Here is a 21,306-nt window from a genome sequence, read left to right on the forward strand (position 1 = left end):
AAACAGTATACAACAAATAAGGTTCTTTTCAGAACGTTAGCCCTCGGTTCAAGTGAGAAGGAGTATAGATATGAAAGACATTCAAGAAAAGCTGGACCGCAAAGATATTGCGGGCTTTCAGCATGATTTAATTGATTGGTATGAAAAAGAACAACGAACATTGCCATGGCGTGAAAATCAAGATCCATACCGCGTTTGGGTATCAGAAGTGATGCTTCAGCAAACGAGAGTAGATACGGTCATTCCGTACTTCAACCGGTTTATGGAGCAATTCCCGACGGTGAAAGATCTCGCTTTAGCTGATGAAGAAAAGGTCATGAAAGCATGGGAAGGTCTTGGCTACTACTCAAGAGTGCGTAATTTACAGGCAGCTGTGAAAGAAGTATATGAATCCTACGGTGGCATTGTCCCTGATACGAAAGAGCAATTTTCAAAGCTCAAAGGTGTAGGTCCGTATACGAGCGGCGCAGTACTGAGTATCGCCTATAACAAGCCGTACCCTGCGGTAGACGGCAACGTTATGAGGGTCATTTCCCGTATTTTGTCCATATGGGATGATATTGCAAAACCAAAAACGAGAAATATTTTCGAGTTTGCGGTGGATCAGCTCATTTCCCGGGAAAAGCCGTCAGAATTCAATCAAGGGTTGATGGAGCTAGGTGCGCTCATCTGCACCCCAACATCCCCTGCCTGCCTTATTTGCCCTGTGAACATGCATTGCTCGGCACTTGAGGAAGGCGTTCAGCATGAGCTCCCAGTGAAAAGCAAAAAGAAAAAACCGACTGCAAAATCAATGGCAGCAGTGGTGTTATTTGATGATGCAGGCAACCTCTATATTCATAAGCGGCCAAGTACAGGTCTGCTTGCGAATTTATGGGAGTTCCCAAACATGGAAACCATAAAGGGAAGAAAAACGGAAAAAGAGCAGCTGATTGATTTCTTAAAAGAGGAAGCGGGTGTACAAGCAGAACTTGGTGATTTAGAAGGCACCATTCAGCATGTATTTACCCACCTCATCTGGAATATTTCTGTTTTCTTTGGACGTGTGACATCTGTATCTGATGACACGATGCTGAAAAAAGTGACGACAGAAGAATTTGAGGCATATGCTTTGCCAGTCTCACACCAAAAAATTTGGAAGATGGCACTTGAAGAACCTAGTCGTATTTAACCGTTGTACCGTGGGTATAATCGGCTTCATTTCGGTGCAGCCCCCCGCGGTTTTCAATTTCAGAAATGATTTCTCGATACTTAGATTGCCCTTCTTCGTTTAAATAAGGTAAAATTTGTTGGAAAGCATGATGAAAGTAAGCAAGCTCAGTATCTTTCCATTGATCCTTGGACATCATGCCAAGCTGGCTTAAATCGCGTCCGACATACATGAATGTAACCTCCTAATAGGAACTTTCCTATTAGTGTGAAGCGAATGGACGAAAACTATTCAAATCAGGAGATGAACCATAATGAATCAACGTAAATGTGCATTAATTACAGGCAGCAGCAGAGGTGTAGGGAAAGAAGTAGCCCTTCGCCTAGCTGAAAAAGGATATGACATTGTCATTAACTATGCGAGAAGCAAAAAAGCCGCACTTGAAACAGCGGAAGAAATTGAAGCGATGGGTGTAAAAACATTGGTTGTCAAAGCCAATGTAGGTCAGCCAGAGAAAATCAAAGATATGTTTCAGCAAATCGACGAAACCTTTGGCCGTTTAGATATATTTGTGAACAATGCGGCATCTGGTGTTCAGCGTCCAATCATGGACCTTGAAGAAAATCATTGGGACTGGACGATGAATATCAATGCGAAAGCTTTGTTATTCTGCGGACAAGAAGCGGCGAAATTAATGGAGAAAAACGGCGGCGGACATATCGTCAGCATTAGCTCACTTGGCTCTATTCGCTACCTTGAAAATTACACAGTAGTCGGCGTATCAAAAGCAGCATTAGAAGCATTGACGCGTTATCTATCCGTTGAGCTGTCACAAAAAAATATTGTCGTGAATGCCGTATCTGGCGGCGCGATTGATACAGATGCACTTAAGCACTTCCCGAACCGAGAAGAGCTTTTAGAAGACGCGAAGAAAAACACTCCTGCTGGCCGAATGGTAGAAATTAAAGACATGGTCGATAGCGTCGAATTCCTTGTGTCAGGCAAGGCAGACATGATTAGAGGACAGACGATTATTGTGGATGGCGGACGTTCTTTGCTTGTTTAAAAAAATCATGAATAGGAAGTACACCTTCTGCACAAATTAATGTGCGTGGAGGTGATAATGATGGATAAACAACAAAACAAAACAAACGCACAACAAGTGAAAAAACAAAACCAAGCTACTGCTCAAGGTCAATATGGTACTGAATTTGCTAGCGAGACTGACGCACAGCAAGTAAAAAAATACAACCAAAAAGCTGAGCAAAACAAACAACAAAACAGCTAATCACTGAAACAGAGGGAAGCACTTCATCTACGAATGAAGTGCTTTTCTTTTTGCCTCTCCCCACCATCCGACAAAACCTGTAAAGCCTCTACATAAACAGTCAAAGGATTTCGGCAATCTTTCAAGAAATGGTATACAGACAAAAAGTGGATGAAAATAAAAGGGAGGAGTTAGATGTCTGATTTCGATCAGCTTGTAAAAGAACAAATGCAGCTCATGGATCAACTGCTCAATGTACAGGGAGAACTCGATCTATGCTTAGAAACAGAAAAACAATTGCTGCAAGATGAAAAACAAGAAGAGTGGACTAGGCTTCATGATCAAATCAAACAGAAACGTAAGGAACTGCAAAAAATCCAAACCTTGTTTACAAAACAGACAGAAGAGGTCATCAATTCATATAAGCAGATGGAAAAGAGTTCAACCGTGATGTAAGACAGTGTGCCGTTCAATTGGGTTGAATGGCTTTTTCATTTCATTTTTTAATGATGTAACGGTATAATATGATAGAGACATGTTTAGTTGGGAAATTAGGTCTTTGGACTGTTATGTTTTTTTGTTATAGAAAGTAGGGGAGAAAATATGGGCTATCCCAAGGAAGGAGAAAGCATCCAAATTCAAAGCTATAAACACAATGGCTTGATCCACAGGATTTGGAATGAAACCACCATTCTGAAAGCAACGGAATTGTGTATCATTGGTGCAAACGACCGGACAATGGTGACTGAATCCGACGGCCGTACTTGGATGACGAGAGAACCGGCTATTTGCTATTTCCATGCAAAACAATGGTTTAATGTGATTGGGATGCTTAGAGATGATGGGGTATATTATTACTGCAACATCAGCTCTCCTTTTGCAACAGATGAAGAAGCAATTAAGTATATTGATTACGACTTAGATGTCAAAGTCTTTCCAGACATGACGTATAATATTTTGGATGAGGATGAATATGCAGATCATAAGAGGCAGATGAATTATCCAAAGGAAATTGATAGTATCTTAAGAGAGCATCTGAATACATTATTGCATTGGATTCACCAGCGGAAAGGTCCGTTTGCTCCTGAATTTGTGGATATGTGGTATGAACGTTTTTTACATTATACAAAATAAGCAAGAGCATCAAAAAACCTGTTTGGCTTTTTAGGCTAACAGGTTTTTGATTGCGTACGGATAAGAGGCACTGATAGATTGGGAAGGAGATTTACATGGGGGTCATTAAACGCTACATGGCTTTTGTAACACCGTATAAGAAACAGATTGCATTGACAATGGTCATCGGGATGATCAAGTTCTCGATTCCCTTAACATTGCCTCTGCTTTTAAAGTATGTCATTGATGATGTCATTCAAGGCTCGGGGGCGGCTGAAGAAAAGACATCATCTCTACTGATCATTATGGGAATCATGCTCGTCTTATTTTTAGTGATGAGGCCGCCTGTTGAATACTATAGACAATACTATGCGCAGTGGACAGGCAGTAAGGTATTGTTTGATATTCGAGAAAAGCTGTTTTCGCATATTCAAAAGCTCAGCCTTCGTTATTATGCCAACACGAGAACAGGAGAAATCATTTCTAGAGTCATCAACGATGTGGAGCAGACAAAAGAGTTTGTCATCACAGGTCTTATGAACATTTGGCTAGATTTGATGACCGTGCTGATCGTGATCGCCATTATGTGTACACTGGACATCAAGCTCACCATCGTGTCTGTCATTATTTTTCCGTTATATGCGTTTGCAGTGAAGTATTTTTACGGACGGCTCCGCAAGCTGACAAAAGAGCGGTCACAGGCGCTGGCTGAAGTGCAAGGGCATTTACATGAGCGAGTACAAGGAATGCCAGTCATTCGGAGCTTTGCCATTGAAGAATATGAACAAGAGAATTTTCATGATGAAAACAAAAATTTCTTAAACAAAGCGATCAATCATACGAATTGGAACGCCAAAACATTTGCCGTCGTCAATACTATCACTGATATTGCACCGCTATTGATCATTGCATTTGCTGGCTACACCGTCATTAATGGATCACTTTCGATCGGGACTATGATTGCCTTTGTCGGTTATATTGACCGGATGTACAACCCGATTCGCCGCCTCATAAACTCATCCACGACTTTAACTCAGTCAGTAGCGTCAATGGATCGTATCTTTGAATTTATTGATGAGCCATACGAGGTAACAGATCGGCCGAATGCAAAAGAAGCCGATCATTTAAAAGGAGAGGTCGAATTTAAAAATGTATCGTTTCGTTATGAACACACGCAAGAAGAGATTCTCCGCAATATCTCCTTGAAAGTAGAAAAAGGACAAACGGTTGCGCTTGTAGGAATGAGCGGTGGAGGGAAGTCGACTCTCGTCAGCTTAATTCCAAGGTTTTATGATGTGACAAACGGGTCACTTGAAATTGACGGCATTGATATAAAAGAGTACAGAGCAAGAAGCCTTCGAAATCAAGTCGGAATGGTGCTGCAGGATACATTCTTATTCAGTGACACGATTAAAGAAAATATTGCGGTTGGAGACCCAGAAGCCTCTTTTGAAAAAATCGTTTCGGCTGCAAAAGCGGCAAATGCCCATGACTTTATTATGTCTCTTCCAGAAGGATATGACACGAAGGTAGGAGAACGGGGCGTGAAGCTGTCAGGCGGTCAAAAACAGCGGATTTCCATTGCAAGGGTCTTTCTAAAAAATCCACCGCTGTTGATTTTAGATGAAGCAACGTCTGCACTAGATTTAGAAAGTGAACATTACATTCAAGAAGCGATGCAAAAGCTAGCAAAGGACCGCACAACCTTTATTGTCGCGCACCGCTTATCAACAATTACACATGCTGACCTCATTGTCGTCATGGAACAAGGTGAGATTGTGGAAAAAGGAACACACGAAGAATTAATGAACAGAGACAGCCACTATCGCCATCTTTTTACCATTCAAACATTAAATTAGTAGAAGCCTATCCGATTCTAGCGGATAGGCTTTTTTATGCTTGTCAAAAACATGACATATTTCCCAGCTTGTCTCAATACAATTTTAAAAAGTATGACGGGGTGGTGAATATGTGAAAGAACAAGACGTGCTGCTAGATGTCAAACAGCTGTCCATTGCATTTCAGCAAAAAAAGCAAAAAGTACCCATCGTCCATCACATATCGTTCTCGATTCAAAAAGGAGAAACCTTAGGAATTGTTGGCGAATCTGGCTGCGGGAAAAGTATCACATCTATGTCATTAATGGGACTGAACCAGCAAACAGATACAACGGGAGAGATCCAATTCGAAGGGCAAAACCTGCTGTCGCTTTCAGAAAAACAGTGGCGAGAAATAAGAGGAAATGACATTTCGATGATTTTTCAAGAACCAATGACCTCTCTAAACCCATTAATGACCATCGGCAAACAAATGACGGAAGCCCTTTTCACACATCAAGCAATCGGTCAAAAAGAAGCAAAAGCGAAGGCGGTTGATCTGCTTCAGACAGTCGGATTGAAGCAAGCCGAATCGTTGCTTAAAAAATACCCGCATGAATTATCAGGTGGCATGCGCCAGCGTGTGATGATTGCGATGGCGATGCTTTGTCACCCAAAGCTCATGATCGCAGATGAACCAACAACTGCACTTGATGTGACCATCCAAGCGCAAATCCTTCGCCTGCTCAAAAAGCTGAATGAAGAGATGGACACCGCGATCTTATTTATTACCCATGATCTAGGTGTCGTGCGGCAAATATGCCAGCGAGTCATGATTATGTATGCCGGTCGAATCGTAGAAGAAGGAACCGTTGACCGTATTTTTCAAAAACCTCTGCATCCCTACACAAAAGGTCTTTTCGCCTCAGTTCCATCGTTCAAAGAGAAAAAAGAAAAGCTTATCTCTATTACAGGTCATGTACCGAAGCCAGGGACCATTCGATCCGGCTGTCAATTTGCCGCGCGTTGCCCCTATCAAATGGCGCAATGTCTTGAAGAAGATCCCGTTTTACAATCCATTGAACAGGATCACCGCGTGGCGTGCTTTCTAATGGAAGGAGGAGAAGACATTGAGTCACCCACTCTTGCAAGTGAATCAGCTGACAAAACGGTATGACACAGCCGCTTTTTTTTCTAAACATAAACAATCGACTTTGGCTTTAAAACAAGTGTCCTTTCACGTGAAGGAGGGGGAAACGCTTGGCATTGTTGGTGAATCAGGCTGCGGGAAATCAACACTTGGCAAAAGCTTAATGAGATTAACTGAACCGACGTCAGGCTCTATTCAACTGAAAGGGCAAGAGGTCACTCTTTTGAAAGAAAGAGAGATGCGTTCTTTAAGAAAAGACATTCAAATGATTTTTCAAGATCCATACGCTTCATTAAATCCACGAATGAAAATCAAAGATATTTTAGAGGAACCGATCATTGTCCATCGACATGGAACGAAAGCAGAAAGACGGAATCGGGTAAAAGAGATGCTACATATTGTCGGATTTGATCCATCCTACGGAGAACGTTATGCGCACCAATTCAGCGGCGGACAAAGGCAGCGTATTGGTATCGCTAGAGCACTCATTACCCATCCAAGTCTTGTCATTGCCGATGAACCCGTTTCAGCTTTAGATGTATCCGTTCAAGCGCAAATTTTAAATTTGATGCTTGAATTGCAAAAGACACTTTCTCTAACGTATCTATTTATTTCTCACGATCTTGGTGTTGTCAGATATATGAGTGACCGAATCGCAGTCATGTATGCTGGCCGCATTGTCGAAATGGGGCCTGCCGAAGACGTATTTCACAGCCCGCTTCATCCTTATACATCGCTGCTTCTGAAATCCATTCCACATATGGATCACGTGCTAGAGACGCAAGATGTGTCGGCAGAAGAGTCTGCAATGACGCCAAGCGGCGGTTGTCCTTTCTACAAAAGGTGTCCAAAAAGGTGGGAGAAATGCTTAAAAGCAGCACCTGCTTTGTATGAGGAGGAAGCGGGGCACGCGGCGGCGTGTTACTTATATCAAAAGGAGGAACACAATGAAGAAGACATGGTTGTTCAGTAGTTTCATTTTTGTGCTGGCACTTGCACTGTTTTTAGGGGGATGCTCGTCCGCTCCGTCATCAGAAGAGAAGGCAACAAAAGACACCCTCGTATTTGGCAGAGGAGGAGACTCCACTTCGCTTGATCCAATCACAACAACAGAAGGCGAAACCTTCAAGGTCACAGAGAATATGTTTGAAAAGCTGCTGAATTACGGTGAGAAAGACACGACCATCCACCCAGGTCTCGCAACAGACTGGGATGTTGCAAAGGACGGAAAATCGTACACATTCTACTTAAGAGAAGGTGTGAAATTTCACGATGGCACAGACTTTAACGCAGAAGCAGTGAAATTCAACTTTGACCGCTGGATGAATGGTGATGCAGAAAAATTCCCGTACTATGGCATGTTTGGCGGCTATAAAAAAGATAAAGGACATGTGATTAAAGACATCATCGTCAAAGGTGAGCATGAAGTTGAATTTCAGCTAAAGCGCCCGCAGGCGACATTCCTTAAAAATATTGCCATGTCACCGTTTGGCATCGCGAGTCCTGCAGCTGTTGAAAAAAGCGGCGATTCCTTTCGCGAAAATCCAGTAGGAACAGGACCATTCAAATTTAAAGAGTGGAAACAAAACGACCGTATCGTGTTAGAAAAGAACGAAGATTACTGGCAGAAGGATAAACCAAAACTGAATCAAATCATCTTCCGCTCGATCCCAGAAAACTCGGCTCGCTTAAATGCATTGAAAACAGGCGAGATCGATTTGATGGATGGCGTGAATCCGTCAGATTTAGATGGCATTAAAACGGATCAAGCACTCCAGCTCATTGAAAGACCATCAATGAATGTAGGTTATATCGGACTGACCGTCACAAGAAAGCCGCTTGATAACAAGCTCGTTCGTCAAGCGCTCAATTACGCGGTCGATAAAGAATCCATTATTAAGTCATTTTATGGAGGACTTGCCGAGCCAGCAAAAAACCCTCTTCCTCCAGCTTTAGAAGGTTACAATGACGACATTGATCCATATCCGTATGATCCTGAAAAAGCGAAGGAACTTTTAAAAGAAGCGGGCTTTCCTGACGGCTTTCGCATCAAGCTTTGGGCGATGCCTGTACCGCGTCCGTATATGCCAGATGGGATGAAGGTAGCAGAAGTCATTCAATCAAACTTTGAAAAGGTCGGCGTCCAAGCAGAAATTGTGACTTACGACTGGGCGACCTATTTAGATAAGGCAAGTAAAGGGGAAGCTGATGTGTTCTTATTAGGCTGGACAGGGGACAATGGCGATCCTGATAATTTCATCTACACACTTTTGGACAAAGACAGCATTGGCGGCAACAACTATACATTCTTCGAAAACGATAAAATGCATGACATCCTCATTGAAGCGCAAACAGACACAGATCAAAAGAAACGAAATGAGCTATATAAAAAAGCACAAGAAATCATTCATGATGAAGCACCTTGGATTCCATTGGTGCATTCCATCCCAATGCTTGCAGCATCTAGTGATTTAAAAGGCTACCAGCCGCATCCAACTGGTTCAGAGGCTTTGACTGACGTGTATTTCGAATAAGCAAATAAGGGAGATCTTGTATCTCCCTTATTCAAACAAAGAAAAGGCGGTGAAAGCTGTTTGTTTGCTTATTGTATGAAGCGGGCAGGAATGCTCATCCCAGTATTGATCGGAATGACATTGGTCGTGTTTTCAATTATACGGTTTATTCCAGGAAACCCAGCACAGGTCATCTTAGGACAGCGGGCAACGAAAGAAGCAGTAGAACAGTTAACCATCCAGCTCGGTTTAAATCAGCCTTGGTATGTTCAATACGGACATTACATGCTGGGCCTTTTAAAAGGGGATTTAGGGACTTCGATACGAACAGGAGCGGCTATTGCCCAGGAAATGAAGCCATACTTATTTGCGACGTTAGAATTGACCTTTTTTGCCATGGTGCTGGCGATTGTTGTGGGGGTAAATGCTGGAATCATCAGTGCTTGGTTTAAACATTCTTTCTTTGATTATGTCGCGATGTTTATTGCACTCATTGGAGTGTCCATGCCGATTTTCTGGTTAGGCTTAATGGGGCAGTGGCTGTTCTCGATTGAATTAGGTATTTTACCGACAACGGGACGTGAAAACGTCAGAAATCCAGTGGAATCAATCACCTATATTCATACGCTGGACACACTTTTGCAAGGCCGGTTTGATCAATTCACTGACAGCATCAAGCATTTGATCTTACCGAGTACAGCACTTGCTACAATCCCTGCTGCGATTATTGCAAGGATAACAAGGGCAAGTATGCTGGAAGTGCTTCATTCAGACTTTATTCGAACAGCAAAAGCAAAAGGAGTACGTTCATTTTTCATCATTTATCAGCATGGGTTGAAAAATGCGCTTATTCCGATCTTGACGATTATTGGTCTTCAGACAGGCCTCTTGCTAGGCGGGGCCATTTTAACAGAGACCATTTTTGCATGGCCGGGCATTGGGCGGTATATATATGATGCCATCAGCTATCGTGATTACCCAGTCATTCAAACAGGCATTCTCGTCGTTGCGCTCATATTTGTCCTGATCAATTTCATTGTGGACATCTTATATGCGGTCATTGATCCAAGGATTAAATATTAGGGAGGGAGAGTGATCACATGGAAGCGCAAAAAGAGCTTGAACCACCTCAACCAAAAGAAGAGCGCTCTCAATCATTGATTCTTGAATCGATGAAGCTGTTCTTTCAGCACAAGCTGGCGGTCATTGGCAGTGTGATTGTCTTTTTATTTCTCATTTTAGCGATATTTGCACCGCTCATTGCTCCTTTTGGAATCAATGAACAATCTCTCGGTGAGCGATTTAGTGCACCATCAGCTGCGCACTGGTTTGGTACAGATGATTTCGGCAGAGATATATTTTCAAGAGTTGTGCATGGCGCGCGGATTTCCTTATGGGTTGGTTTCTTCTCGGTTCTCGGGTCTGTCATTTTAGGCACACTGCTTGGATTGATTGCAGGCTATGGCGGAAGAGTGCTAGATGCTGTGATCTCGAGAGTGTTTGATATTTTACTCGCTTTTCCTAGTATTCTACTGGCGATTGCGATCGTCTCTATCTTAGGCCCCTCCTTACAAAATGCCCTTATTGCCATTGCGATTATTAATGTCCCAACCTTTGGACGGCTCGTTCGTTCAAAAGTGCTGAGTATTAAACAAGAAGAATACGTGCTAGCAGCAAAGGCGGTTGGGATGTCACACCGCCGCATCGTACTGCGTCACATTCTGCCAAACAGTATGGTGCCGGTCATCGTACAAGCGACGCTTGCGATCGGAACAGCGATTATCGAAGCAGCGGCTTTAGGCTTTTTAGGATTGGGTGCACAGGCACCAAGCCCAGAGTGGGGGAAAATGCTTGCCGATGCAAGACCTTATCTCGTTCAAGCCCCTTGGACATTAATTTTCCCAGGTGTAGCGATCATGCTGACAGTTTTGGGCTTTAACCTGATGGGAGATGGATTAAGAGACACACTGGATCCTAAAATGAAGAAAATAAAATAAGACCGATTCTTGGAATCGGTCTGGTCTTTTCTATTTATGCTTCTTTTTCATCTGTCTCAATTTCACTGTCTTTTGGGTGATACGTCTGGAAGCTTGTAATCAATGTATCTAAATGCTCTAGTTCATCACGGTATTCGATGATGCTGGACATGACATTCAGCATATTGTAATCGAGCAAGTCGTTTTCTTGGTTTTGCTGATGCTGGATAAATGATTTCGTTAACGTTTCAAGGCGAAGAGAGCATTCATTTTGAAATTCATCGTCCTGCGGCTTCATTTTACCGACGAATTTCATCAAGGTGCGCTCATGCCAATACAGTAAGTAATCAATTTCATCTGTTAAGCTTTCCTTGAAATGCTCTGGCATCAAATGAATTTCATTTTCTAATTTATGAAGCTTTTTCAGCAAGTACAGGGCACGATTCGATGTCATAATGGCCTGTCTGAACAAAACGAGCTTTCTTGATTTTACATAGGTTGTTTTCTTTAAATAGCTTCGTTCCTCTTTGTATAACAAGTAAATGTGATCTAATTTGATCATGCGTTCTTTTATTTGATCGATGTCATCCTTTAAAATGGAATGATCAGTAGACTGTCTGGAGCTCAGACGGATCCATTTTAAAATCTCCTCCGTATTTTCCATAATGTGATGAACAAGCTTTGTTTCATACTTTGGCGGCAGGAAGATTAAATTCACTAAAAATGAAGAAAGAACTCCTAACACCACAGTAGCTGTTCGAATTAAGGCAAAGGAAAGGAAATGATCCCCTGCACTTTCTAAAATCGCAATGACGGTTACAAGTGCAATTGGAATCGTGTGTTCAATCTTCAGCTTTAAATTAATGGCGATGACCATGACGGCGGTTAAACCGATAATGACTGGTCCAGTGCCAAAAAGCAGACCGAACGTAATGGCAAGTGCTGCTCCAATAATATTGGCTTGCACTTGATCAACAATCGTTAAAAAAGATCGATAAATAGATGGCTGGATAGCAAATACAGCTGCAATTCCCGCGAAGACGGGCGTTGGCAACCCAAGCCATGTTGCCAGGTAAAGCGCGAGTACAATGGCAATACCGGTTTTTAAAATACGGGCTCCAAGTTTCATTGGTTTTGTCCCTGCATTCCTTTCTTTTAGATAATAGATGATCACTCGTCATTTATTATAAATATTTTGATGAACAACTAAGTAATATACAGCGGTCTTCCGAAATATTCAAGTGATTTTTGAAAGTTCATGAAAACATCAAAAGAAGGTATTGAGAAGAAATGTAACAGATTCACACGCTTTTGACAAACAAGAGCTGATAAATAAAAAAACAGGCGCCTTTTTTTACGCCTGTTTTTGACCCTATTATGATTGTTTCAACTGTTCAAACGCATGATCTACTGCTTGCAGCGTCTCAGAAATATCTTTTTCAGTATGTGCAATCGTTAAGAACCAAGCTTCATATTTAGAAGGAGCGAGGTTAATCCCTTGCGAAAGCATTAATTTAAAGAAGCGAGCGAACATTTCGCCATCCGTATTTTCAGCCTGTTCATAGTTCACAATGGTTTCTTTTGTGAAATAGACAGTGAGAGCCCCTTTTAAGCGGTTCACTGTAATATCTACTTGATGTTTTTTTGCATGGGCTAAAATGCCTTCTTCTAGCATAGCGCCAAGCTGATCAAGATGCTCGTAAACACCATCTTGTTTTAACACTTCCAAGCAGGCAATACCAGAAAGAATGGAGGCAGGATTTCCTGCCATCGTGCCAGCTTGATAGGCTGGTCCAAGAGGAGCGACTTGCTCCATAATTTCTTTTTTACCGCCATAAGCACCGATTGGAAGTCCGCCGCCAATGATTTTTCCTAATGCAGTGAGGTCAGGTTTTACTTGAAGTAAGTCCTGTGCGCCTCCGTACATAAAGCGGAAAGCTGTAATCACTTCATCATAGATCACAAGTGCGCCCTTTTCATGAGTGAGGTCATTGACCTGCTGCAGGAAACCATCCTTAGGCTCCACGATGCCGAAGTTCCCGACAATCGGCTCGACAAGGACAGCTGCGACTTCATCACCCCATCGATCCAATGCTTCTTTGTAGCTGTCAATATCATTAAATGGAACGGTAATCACTTCATTGGCGATGCTCTTAGGAACGCCTGCTGAATCAGGGGTTCCTAAAGTGGATGGACCAGAGCCAGCTGCCACAAGTACAAGATCAGAGTGACCGTGATAGCATCCGGCAAACTTAATGATCTTTGTTCTGCCTGTATATGCACGTGCGACACGAATCGTTGTCATCACCGCTTCAGTACCTGAATTGACAAAGCGAACCTTGTCTAAAGCAGGCATGGCTTCCTTCAGCATTTTAGCAAAAGTGACTTCATGCTTCGTTGGCGTTCCGTAAAGGACACCTGATTCAGCCGCTTTTGTAATCGCTTTTGTAATATGAGGGTGGGCATGTCCTGTAATAATTGGGCCGTATGCTGCTAGATAATCGATATAGCGATTTCCGTCAACATCCCAAAAATAAGCGCCTTCTCCTTTTTCCATAGCCACGGGTGAACCGCCGCCTACTGCCTTATATGAACGAGACGGGCTGTTGACACCTCCAACAATATGCTCCAGCGCCTCTTGATGTAATTTTTCTGATTCTGTGAATTTCATAAATAGCCTCCTATCTCAACGTATCACGTCGTCTATCATTATTTTAACATGCCGATGCAAGCGTCCTTAGTTGAATATCCTTTCAAAATTGGATAGGCTATTAAAAAATAGGTTGGAGGGATTGTGTCATGACAATCGAAGTAGGCCAGCAAGTACCTGAAATCGAATTAACCGGTGATAACGGGGAGAAAGTAAAGCTTTCTGACTTTAAAGGAAAACATATTGTCCTTTATTTCTATCCAAAAGATATGACACCCGGCTGTACAACAGAAGCATGTGATTTCCGCGATCGCCATCAAAGCTTTGCAGAATTAGATGCTGTCATTATCGGCGTAAGCCCAGACAGTCAGGATAAGCATCAGAAGTTTAAAGAAAAACATGATTTACCGTTCTTACTTCTTGTAGACGATGAACAGAAATTGTCCGAAGCCTTTGGAGTATGGAAGCTGAAAAAGAACTTTGGCAAAGAATACATGGGCATCGAACGTTCAACGTTTCTTATTAATAAAGAAGGAATGCTTGTGAAAGAGTGGAGAAAAGTTAAGGTGAAAGACCACGTAGAAGAAGCGCTTGAGGAACTAAAATCTCACGCTTAATATCATCACAGGATAGGACCGGCAGACATGCCGGTCTTTTTTGTGAAGAAGAATAGGTAAAAAAGAGGATTGTAATTGACAAAGATTCGGCTCTGGGGGTACACTAATTATAAAGATTACAATATAAGAATATTTTTGAAGAGAGGTGCATGATGAAATGGCTGCTCACGAACTAAAAGACGCTTTAGATGCTTTAAAAGAAACCGGTGTTCGAATTACTCCGCAGCGCCATGCCATCTTGGAGTTTCTCGTAAATTCTATGACTCACCCAACCGCGGACGATATATATAAAGCACTTGAAGGGAAATTTCCAAATATGAGTGTCGCAACGGTTTACAACAATTTACGAGTCTTCCGGGAATCTGGATTAGTAAAGGAATTAACGTACGGTGATTCCTCAAGCCGATTTGATTTTGCGACATCTGACCATTACCATGCGATTTGTGAAAACTGCGGAAAAATAGTGGACTTTCATTATCCTGGCCTTGATGAAGTTGAACAGCTTGCATCCCATGTGACGGGCTTTACAGTCAGTCATCATCGCTTGGAGATCTATGGGACTTGTCAAGAATGTGCGAAAAAAGAAAATCATTAATGAAAAAGCTGACCGGTTAAATGGTCAGCTTTTTTTATGACTTTTTTCGATTGTAGGATTCATCAAACTCTTTGCCTTCTAATGCTGGATCGAGTGTAAGCGGCTCTCTGCAATGCATGCACATGTCCACCCGCCCAAGCACTTTTGTTTCCTTCTCACAGCCTGGACATACGACACGGACTGCCTTCGTAGAAAGCATACCGATCCAAAAGTAAACCACTGTACTCAATCCGATCGATAAGACGCCGAGCAGCATAAAGAAAGTCGACAGCCAAATCGATTCCTTGAAGAACACACCGATATACATGATCAGAAAGCCAACAAAAACCAAACTGAGTGCAAATGTTCTGATTTTATTAATCTTACTGGAGTATTTCGCCATCCCTAGCCCCCCCTTGTCTCCAATATAGCACATTTTACCTTTCTGTTTGAATTAGTTATAGAGTTTTGTGAATAAATTGCTTATAATGATTCAATGATCTTTTTTCTTGAATTGAAGGAATTTTGATTCTATGAGGAGAAATACATAGCATTAGAGAAGAACTTTACACCCGAGTATTGGAGGAATCACTATGGAAAATCTTCTCCGTCCTATTTATCAAGAGAGAGCAAGTCACCCAGACACATTGGCTGTGATTATAGTAGAAAGAAGACACAAGGTATCTTCTGAGACGGATAACTTTGATGCAGCACTTCTAGTCATTGTAAAAGAAGCGGAAGAGCCGTTATTTATCAAGCACTATGAATCCGATCACCAAACAGCTTCTTTAAATGTTGTCACAGATGAGCAGTTGAAGGAATGGATCACCCTTGGCACAAACCGCCGAATCATTGATTGGATTTTGAATGGGAAAGTCCTATTTGATCGAAATGAATATATTTTCAACTTAATTGATGACCTGAGTACATTCCCATTTTCAAACCGCAAACTTAAAATCGGTTTAGAATACGGCAAGCTTATTCGCAGATATATAGAAGGAAAAGCATTTTTTGAGTCAAATCAATTCCTTGATGCATATAATTCAATTGTGCATGCTCTGCATCATTTGGCACGTATTGAAGTGATCGATAAAGGTTTCCACCCAGAAGTGACAGTTTGGAATCAGGTGCGTCATATGGAACCGGAAGTATATAAACTTTATTCAGAACTCATTGAAAGCCACGAAAGCCTTCATAAACGTTTGGAACTTTTATTTTTAGCAAATGACTTTTTGATCCATTCAAAAGCAGAAATTGGCGCCGCTCATTTGCGTCATGTCATGGAACAGCAAAATATATGGCTTTTTGGAGAGCTTCTCGCGCATCCTGACCTCAAGTATTTCACGCCTGACCTTAGCGTCATGATTGATTTCTTTGTGGAAAAAGGAATTGTTCAGGTGGAGCCGATTGAGACAAAGGGGCAAAAAATCTATCATCGAGGATATTTTGTGAAAAAAGATATTGACGCCTGAATATTATGATGGTATATTATTATACGTCGCTAACGAGCAAACAAGTTGCTTTTGGAAGAAAAGCTGACAAAAAGAAATTCTAAAAAACACTTGACGCACACAGCGTCGAAATGTTATATTGAGAAAGTCGCCTCTGAGAGACGGCGAAGATGATCTTTGAAAACTAAACAAGACAAAACGTACCTGTTAATTCGAGTTTTTATAAAAAAATCCTATGTTATATCATAGGTAGTCAGTCAAACGCTGACGAGGCAGGAAATGATCACATGCTAAGTTCGCTACATCGTGTAGCAACGCATGTGTGATATGCATCCTGCATACCTCGGAGAGTTTGATCCTGGCTCAGGACGAACGCTGGCGGCGTGCCTAATACATGCAAGTCGAGCGAACAGAAGGGAGCTTGCTCCCAGATGTTAGCGGCGGACGGGTGAGTAACACGTGGGTAACCTGCCTGTAAGACTGGGATAACTCCGGGAAACCGGAGCTAATACCGGATAGTTCCTTGAACCGCATGGTTCAAGGATGAAAGACGGTTTCGGCTGTCACTTACAGATGGACCCGCGGCGCATTAGCTAGTTGGTGGGGTAATGGCTCACCAAGGCGACGATGCGTAGCCGACCTGAGAGGGTGATCGGCCACACTGGGACTGAGACACGGCCCAGACTCCTACGGGAGGCAGCAGTAGGGAATCTTCCGCAATGGACGAAAGTCTGACGGAGCAACGCCGCGTGAGTGATGAAGGTTTTCGGATCGTAAAGCTCTGTTGTTAGGGAAGAACAAGTGCGAGAGTAACTGCTCGCACCTTGACGGTACCTAACCAGAAAGCCACGGCTAACTACGTGCCAGCAGCCGCGGTAATACGTAGGTGGCAAGCGTTGTCCGGAATTATTGGGCGTAAAGGGCTCGCAGGCGGTTTCTTAAGTCTGATGTGAAAGCCCCCGGCTCAACCGGGGAGGGTCATTGGAAACTGGGAAACTTGAGTGCAGAAGAGGAGAGTGGAATTCCACGTGTAGCGGTGAAATGCGTAGAGATGTGGAGGAACACCAGTGGCGAAGGCGACTCTCTGGTCTGTAACTGACGCTGAGGAGCGAAAGCGTGGGGAGCGAACAGGATTAGATACCCTGGTAGTCCACGCCGTAAACGATGAGTGCTAAGTGTTAGGGGGTTTCCGCCCCTTAGTGCTGCAGCTAACGCATTAAGCACTCCGCCTGGGGAGTACGGTCGCAAGACTGAAACTCAAAGGAATTGACGGGGGCCCGCACAAGCGGTGGAGCATGTGGTTTAATTCGAAGCAACGCGAAGAACCTTACCAGGTCTTGACATCCTCTGACAACCCTAGAGATAGGGCTTTCCCTTCGGGGACAGAGTGACAGGTGGTGCATGGTTGTCGTCAGCTCGTGTCGTGAGATGTTGGGTTAAGTCCCGCAACGAGCGCAACCCTTGATCTTAGTTGCCAGCATTTAGTTGGGCACTCTAAGGTGACTGCCGGTGACAAACCGGAGGAAGGTGGGGATGACGTCAAATCATCATGCCCCTTATGACCTGGGCTACACACGTGCTACAATGGACAGAACAAAGGGCTGCGAGACCGCAAGGTTTAGCCAATCCCATAAATCTGTTCTCAGTTCGGATCGCAGTCTGCAACTCGACTGCGTGAAGCTGGAATCGCTAGTAATCGCGGATCAGCATGCCGCGGTGAATACGTTCCCGGGCCTTGTACACACCGCCCGTCACACCACGAGAGTTTGCAACACCCGAAGTCGGTGAGGTAACCTTTATGGAGCCAGCCGCCGAAGGTGGGGCAGATGATTGGGGTGAAGTCGTAACAAGGTAGCCGTATCGGAAGGTGCGGCTGGATCACCTCCTTTCTAAGGATATATGGAGCAGTGTGCGTTTTCGTCTTGTTTAGTTTTGAAGGATCATTCCTTCAAGACATGTCTCTAGCGAGACAGGATTGTTCTTTGAAAACTAGATAACAATAAGTAATACATTCACATTGAATGCAATGCAAAGTTCATCACACATAGTGATTCTTTCTAAAGTAAGAAATGGTTAAGTTAGAAAGGGCGCACGGTGGATGCCTTGGCACTAGGAGCCGATGAAGGACGGGACGAACACCGATATGCTTCGGGGAGCTGTAAGCAAGCTTTGATCCGGAGATTTCCGAATGGGGAAACCCACTGCTCGTAATGGAGTAGTATCCATACTTGAATACATAGAGTATGAGAAGGCATACCCGGGGAACTGAAACATCTAAGTACCCGGAGGAAGAGAAAGCAAATGCGATTCCCTGAGTAGCGGCGAGCGAAACGGGAACAGCCCAAACCAAGAGGCTTGCCTCTTGGGGTTGTAGGACACTCTATACGGAGTTACAAAGGAACGATATAAGCGAAGAGGTCTGGAAAGGCCCGCCAAAGAAGGTAACAGCCCTGTAACTGAAATGTTGTTCTCTCCAGAGTGGATCCTGAGTACGGCGGAACACGTGAAATTCCGTCGGAATCCGGGAGGACCATCTCCCAAGGCTAAATACTCCCTAGTGACCGATAGTGAACCAGTACCGTGAGGGAAAGGTGAAAAGCACCCCGGAAGGGGAGTGAAATAGATCCTGAAACCGTGTGCCTACAAGTAGTCAGAGCCCGTTAAAGGGTGATGGCGTGCCTTTTGTAGAATGAACCGGCGAGTTACGATCCCGTGCAAGGTTAAGCAGAAGATGCGGAGCCGCAGCGAAAGCGAGTCTGAATAGGGCGCATGAGTACGTGGTCGTAGACCCGAAACCAGGTGATCTACCCATGTCCAGGGTGAAGTTCAGGTAACACTGAATGGAGGCCCGAACCCACGCACGTTGAAAAGTGCGGGGATGAGGTGTGGGTAGGGGTGAAATGCCAATCGAACCTGGAGATAGCTGGTTCTCTCCGAAATAGCTTTAGGGCTAGCCTCAAGGTAAGAGTCTCGGAGGTAGAGCACTGATTGGACTAGGGGCCCCTACCGGGTTACCGAATTCAGTCAAACTCCGAATGCCGATGACTTATCCTTGGGAGTCAGACTGCGAGTGATAAGATCCGTAGTCGAAAGGGAAACAGCCCAGACCGCCAGCTAAGGTCCCAAAGTATACGTTAAGTGGAAAAGGATGTGGAGTTGCTTAGACAACCAGGATGTTGGCTTAGAAGCAGCCACCATTTAAAGAGTGCGTAATAGCTCACTGGTCGAGTGACTCTGCGCCGAAAATGTACCGGGGCTAAACGTATCACCGAAGCTGCGGACTGTTCTTACGAACAGTGGTAGGAGAGCGTTCTAAGTGCTGTGAAGTCAGACCGGAAGGACTGGTGGAGCGCTTAGAAGTGAGAATGCCGGTATGAGTAGCGAAAGACGGGTGAGAATCCCGTCCACCGAATGCCTAAGGTTTCCTGAGGAAGGCTCGTCCGCTCAGGGTTAGTCGGGACCTAAGCCGAGGCCGAAAGGCGTAGGCGATGGACAACAGGTTGATATTCCTGTACCACCTCCTCACCATTTGAGCAATGGGGGGACGCAGGAGGATAGGGTAAGCGCGGTATTGGATATCCGCGTCCAAGCAGTTAGGCTGGGAAATAGGCAAATCCGTTTCCCATAAAGGCTGAGCTGTGATGGCGAGCGAAATTTAGTAGCGAAGTTCCTGATTCCACACTGCCAAGAAAAGCCTCTAGCGAGGTGAGAGGTGCCCGTACCGCAAACCGACACAGGTAGGCGAGGAGAGAATCCTAAGGTGATCGAGAGAACTCTCGTTAAGGAACTCGGCAAAATGACCCCGTAACTTCGGGAGAAGGGGTGCTTCTTAGGGTGTTAAAGCCCCGAGAAGCCGCAGTGAATAGGCCCAGGCGACTGTTTAGCAAAAACACAGGTCTCTGCGAAGCCGTAAGGCGAAGTATAGGGGCTGACGCCTGCCCGGTGCTGGAAGGTTAAGAGGAGCGCTTAGCGTAAGCGAAGGTGCGAATTGAAGCCCCAGTAAACGGCGGCCGTAACTATAACGGTCCTAAGGTAGCGAAATTCCTTGTCGGGTAAGTTCCGACCCGCACGAAAGGCGCAACGATCTGGGCACTGTCTCAACGAGAGACTCGGTGAAATTATAGTACCTGTGAAGATGCAGGTTACCCGCGACAGGACGGAAAGACCCCGTGGAGCTTTACTGCAGCCTGATATTGAATGTTGGTACAGCTTGTACAGGATAGGTAGGAGCCTTGGAAACCGGAGCGCTAGCTTCGGTGGAGGCATCGGTGGGATACTACCCTGGCTGTATTGACCTTCTAACCCGCTGCCCTTATCGGGCAGGGAGACAGTGTCAGGTGGGCAGTTTGACTGGGGCGGTCGCCTCCTAAAATGTAACGGAGGCGCCCAAAGGTTCCCTCAGAATGGTTGGAAATCATTCGCAGAGTGTAAAGGCACAAGGGAGCTTGACTGCGAGACCTACAAGTCGAGCAGGGACGAAAGTCGGGCTTAGTGATCCGGTGGTTCCGCATGGAAGGGCCATCGCTCAACGGATAAAAGCTACCCCGGGGATAACAGGCTTATCTCCCCCAAGAGTCCACATCGACGGGGAGGTTTGGCACCTCGATGTCGGCTCATCGCATCCTGGGGCTGTAGTCGGTCCCAAGGGTTGGGCTGTTCGCCCATTAAAGCGGTACGCGAGCTGGGTTCAGAACGTCGTGAGACAGTTCGGTCCCTATCCGTCGCGGGCGCAGGAAATTTGAGAGGAGCTGTCCTTAGTACGAGAGGACCGGGATGGACGCACCGCTGGTGTACCAGTTGTTCTGCCAAGGGCATCGCTGGGTAGCTATGTGCGGACGGGATAAGTGCTGAAAGCATCTAAGCATGAAGCCCCCCTCAAGATGAGATTTCCCATTCCGCAAGGAAGTAAGATCCCTGAAAGATGATCAGGTTGATAGGTCTGAGGTGGAAGCGTGGTGACACGTGGAGCTGACAGATACTAATAGATCGAGGACTTAACCTATATTCTAATGTGAAGCTTGAACATTG

17 protein-coding genes, 2 rRNA genes and 1 pseudogene are annotated in these 21,306 nt (G+C 44.4%); 16 read left to right on the forward strand and 4 right to left on the reverse strand.

Annotated elements, in window-relative coordinates; all coding sequences use genetic code 11:
* The first annotated feature begins 70 nt into the window (after window positions 1–70).
* Window positions 71–1,171 (forward strand): A/G-specific adenine glycosylase, encoded by a 1,101-nt coding sequence (gene mutY, locus MHB83_RS09240; RefSeq protein ID WP_335356031.1) that lies wholly within the window; start codon window positions 71–73, stop codon window positions 1,169–1,171.
* Here mutY and MHB83_RS09245 read toward each other — a convergent pair.
* The gene (locus MHB83_RS09245) at window positions 1,158–1,382 is read right to left on the reverse strand and encodes a hypothetical protein (RefSeq protein ID WP_044139672.1); all 225 of its coding nucleotides are present in this window, start codon (window positions 1,380–1,382) and stop codon (window positions 1,158–1,160) included. The genes mutY and MHB83_RS09245 overlap by 14 nt on opposite strands.
* Window positions 1,383–1,463: 81 nt before the next feature.
* Here MHB83_RS09245 and fabL point away from each other — a divergent pair, with 81 nt between their 5' ends.
* The 10 genes and pseudogenes from fabL to MHB83_RS09295 all read left to right on the forward strand — a co-directional run bounded on the left by fabL (window position 1,464) and on the right by MHB83_RS09295 (window position 11,007).
* Window positions 1,464–2,216, forward strand: a complete 753-nt coding sequence (gene fabL, locus MHB83_RS09250) for an enoyl-[acyl-carrier-protein] reductase FabL (RefSeq protein WP_226804816.1) — start codon at window positions 1,464–1,466, stop codon at window positions 2,214–2,216.
* Window positions 2,217–2,291: 75 nt separating this feature from the next.
* Window positions 2,292–2,438: pseudogene (locus MHB83_RS09255) on the forward strand (gamma-type small acid-soluble spore protein); the annotation flags it as partial.
* A 174-nt stretch (window positions 2,439–2,612) separates the two neighbouring features.
* Entirely contained in the window at window positions 2,613–2,873 is a 261-nt protein-coding gene (locus MHB83_RS09260; RefSeq protein ID WP_050944727.1) for a YgaB family protein, read from the forward strand.
* Window positions 2,874–3,020: 147 nt separating this feature from the next.
* The gene (locus MHB83_RS09265) at window positions 3,021–3,551 is read left to right on the forward strand and encodes a DUF402 domain-containing protein (protein ID WP_003217818.1); all 531 of its coding nucleotides are present in this window, start codon (window positions 3,021–3,023) and stop codon (window positions 3,549–3,551) included.
* 95 nt (window positions 3,552–3,646) lie between these two features.
* Window positions 3,647–5,389 (forward strand): ABC transporter ATP-binding protein, encoded by a 1,743-nt coding sequence (locus MHB83_RS09270; RefSeq protein ID WP_050944726.1) that lies wholly within the window; start codon window positions 3,647–3,649, stop codon window positions 5,387–5,389.
* Between the two features lie 112 nt (window positions 5,390–5,501).
* On the forward strand, window positions 5,502–6,524 hold the full coding sequence (locus MHB83_RS09275; protein ID WP_335356030.1) for an ABC transporter ATP-binding protein: 1,023 nt from the start codon (window positions 5,502–5,504) through the stop codon (window positions 6,522–6,524).
* On the forward strand, window positions 6,493–7,470 hold the full coding sequence (locus MHB83_RS09280; protein WP_342496840.1) for an ABC transporter ATP-binding protein: 978 nt from the start codon (window positions 6,493–6,495) through the stop codon (window positions 7,468–7,470). The genes MHB83_RS09275 and MHB83_RS09280 overlap by 32 nt, the downstream gene beginning before the upstream one ends.
* Window positions 7,445–9,031 carry an ABC transporter substrate-binding protein gene (locus MHB83_RS09285; RefSeq protein ID WP_113386878.1) on the forward strand — a complete coding sequence of 529 codons (1,587 nt, stop codon included), beginning with the start codon at window positions 7,445–7,447 and terminating at the stop codon, window positions 9,029–9,031. Before MHB83_RS09280 ends, MHB83_RS09285 begins: the two co-directional genes overlap by 26 nt.
* A 60-nt stretch (window positions 9,032–9,091) precedes the next feature.
* Window positions 9,092–10,093 carry an ABC transporter permease gene (locus MHB83_RS09290; RefSeq protein WP_003217874.1) on the forward strand — a complete coding sequence of 334 codons (1,002 nt, stop codon included), beginning with the start codon at window positions 9,092–9,094 and terminating at the stop codon, window positions 10,091–10,093.
* A gap of 17 nt (window positions 10,094–10,110) precedes the next feature.
* Entirely contained in the window at window positions 10,111–11,007 is an 897-nt protein-coding gene (locus tag MHB83_RS09295) for an ABC transporter permease (protein WP_061407165.1), read from the forward strand.
* Between the two features lie 34 nt (window positions 11,008–11,041).
* Here MHB83_RS09295 and MHB83_RS09300 read toward each other — a convergent pair whose 3' ends face one another.
* Both MHB83_RS09300 and MHB83_RS09305 read right to left on the reverse strand, forming a co-directional pair.
* Window positions 11,042–12,115, reverse strand: coding sequence for an aromatic acid exporter family protein (locus tag MHB83_RS09300; protein ID WP_050944721.1), 1,074 nt, complete (start codon window positions 12,113–12,115; stop codon window positions 11,042–11,044).
* 246 nt (window positions 12,116–12,361) lie between these two features.
* Window positions 12,362–13,657, reverse strand: a complete 1,296-nt coding sequence (locus tag MHB83_RS09305; RefSeq protein WP_212046471.1) for a glutamate-1-semialdehyde 2,1-aminomutase — start codon at window positions 13,655–13,657, stop codon at window positions 12,362–12,364.
* Window positions 13,658–13,785: 128 nt separating this feature from the next.
* Here MHB83_RS09305 and bcp point away from each other — a divergent pair, with 128 nt between their 5' ends.
* The gene (bcp, locus tag MHB83_RS09310; RefSeq protein WP_113386881.1) at window positions 13,786–14,253 is read left to right on the forward strand and encodes a thioredoxin-dependent thiol peroxidase; all 468 of its coding nucleotides are present in this window, start codon (window positions 13,786–13,788) and stop codon (window positions 14,251–14,253) included.
* 157 nt (window positions 14,254–14,410) lie between these two features.
* Entirely contained in the window at window positions 14,411–14,848 is a 438-nt protein-coding gene (gene perR / locus MHB83_RS09315) for a peroxide-responsive transcriptional repressor PerR (RefSeq protein WP_003217782.1), read from the forward strand.
* A 34-nt stretch (window positions 14,849–14,882) separates the two neighbouring features.
* Here the strand turns inward: perR and MHB83_RS09320 are convergent, their stop codons facing one another.
* Complete coding sequence (locus MHB83_RS09320; RefSeq protein WP_003217804.1) at window positions 14,883–15,230, reverse strand: YgzB family protein; 348 nt, start codon at window positions 15,228–15,230, stop codon at window positions 14,883–14,885.
* 190 nt (window positions 15,231–15,420) lie between these two features.
* Here MHB83_RS09320 and MHB83_RS09325 point away from each other — a divergent pair, with 190 nt between their 5' ends.
* The 3 genes from MHB83_RS09325 (at window position 15,421) to MHB83_RS09335 (ending at window position 21,280) form a co-directional block, all read left to right on the forward strand.
* On the forward strand, window positions 15,421–16,299 hold the full coding sequence (locus MHB83_RS09325) for a nucleotidyltransferase-like protein (protein WP_342496262.1): 879 nt from the start codon (window positions 15,421–15,423) through the stop codon (window positions 16,297–16,299).
* 319 nt (window positions 16,300–16,618) lie between these two features.
* A 16S ribosomal RNA gene (locus MHB83_RS09330) occupies window positions 16,619–18,167 on the forward strand.
* A 182-nt stretch (window positions 18,168–18,349) separates the two neighbouring features.
* Window positions 18,350–21,280, forward strand: a 23S ribosomal RNA gene (locus tag MHB83_RS09335).
* Together the 16S and 23S rRNA genes form the textbook arrangement of a ribosomal RNA operon.
* Window positions 21,281–21,306 lie beyond the last annotated feature (26 nt).

The organism is Bacillus sp. FSL K6-3149, from assembly GCF_038630515.1.
GTDB lineage: Bacteria > Bacillota > Bacilli > Bacillales > Bacillaceae > Bacillus > Bacillus pumilus.

What these genes read in the sequence shown, in the direction of transcription:
- MHB83_RS09265 (WP_003217818.1), top strand. Translation starts at nt 3,021, where the DNA reads ATGGGCTATCCCAAGGAAGGAGAAAGCATCCAAATTCAAAGCTATAAA.
- perR (WP_003217782.1), top strand. Translation starts at nt 14,411, where the DNA reads ATGGCTGCTCACGAACTAAAAGACGCTTTAGATGCTTTAAAAGAAACC.
- MHB83_RS09245 (WP_044139672.1), bottom strand. Translation starts at nt 1,382, where the DNA reads ATGTATGTCGGACGCGATTTAAGCCAGCTTGGCATGATGTCCAAGGAT.
- MHB83_RS09270 (WP_050944726.1), top strand. Translation starts at nt 3,647, where the DNA reads ATGGGGGTCATTAAACGCTACATGGCTTTTGTAACACCGTATAAGAAA.
- MHB83_RS09320 (WP_003217804.1), bottom strand. Translation starts at nt 15,230, where the DNA reads ATGGCGAAATACTCCAGTAAGATTAATAAAATCAGAACATTTGCACTC.
- MHB83_RS09285 (WP_113386878.1), top strand. Translation starts at nt 7,445, where the DNA reads ATGAAGAAGACATGGTTGTTCAGTAGTTTCATTTTTGTGCTGGCACTT.
- bcp (WP_113386881.1), top strand. Translation starts at nt 13,786, where the DNA reads ATGACAATCGAAGTAGGCCAGCAAGTACCTGAAATCGAATTAACCGGT.
- MHB83_RS09325 (WP_342496262.1), top strand. Translation starts at nt 15,421, where the DNA reads ATGGAAAATCTTCTCCGTCCTATTTATCAAGAGAGAGCAAGTCACCCA.
- MHB83_RS09305 (WP_212046471.1), bottom strand. Translation starts at nt 13,657, where the DNA reads ATGAAATTCACAGAATCAGAAAAATTACATCAAGAGGCGCTGGAGCAT.
- MHB83_RS09300 (WP_050944721.1), bottom strand. Translation starts at nt 12,115, where the DNA reads ATGAAACTTGGAGCCCGTATTTTAAAAACCGGTATTGCCATTGTACTC.
- mutY (WP_335356031.1), top strand. Translation starts at nt 71, where the DNA reads ATGAAAGACATTCAAGAAAAGCTGGACCGCAAAGATATTGCGGGCTTT.
- MHB83_RS09260 (WP_050944727.1), top strand. Translation starts at nt 2,613, where the DNA reads ATGTCTGATTTCGATCAGCTTGTAAAAGAACAAATGCAGCTCATGGAT.
- MHB83_RS09295 (WP_061407165.1), top strand. Translation starts at nt 10,111, where the DNA reads ATGGAAGCGCAAAAAGAGCTTGAACCACCTCAACCAAAAGAAGAGCGC.
- fabL (WP_226804816.1), top strand. Translation starts at nt 1,464, where the DNA reads ATGAATCAACGTAAATGTGCATTAATTACAGGCAGCAGCAGAGGTGTA.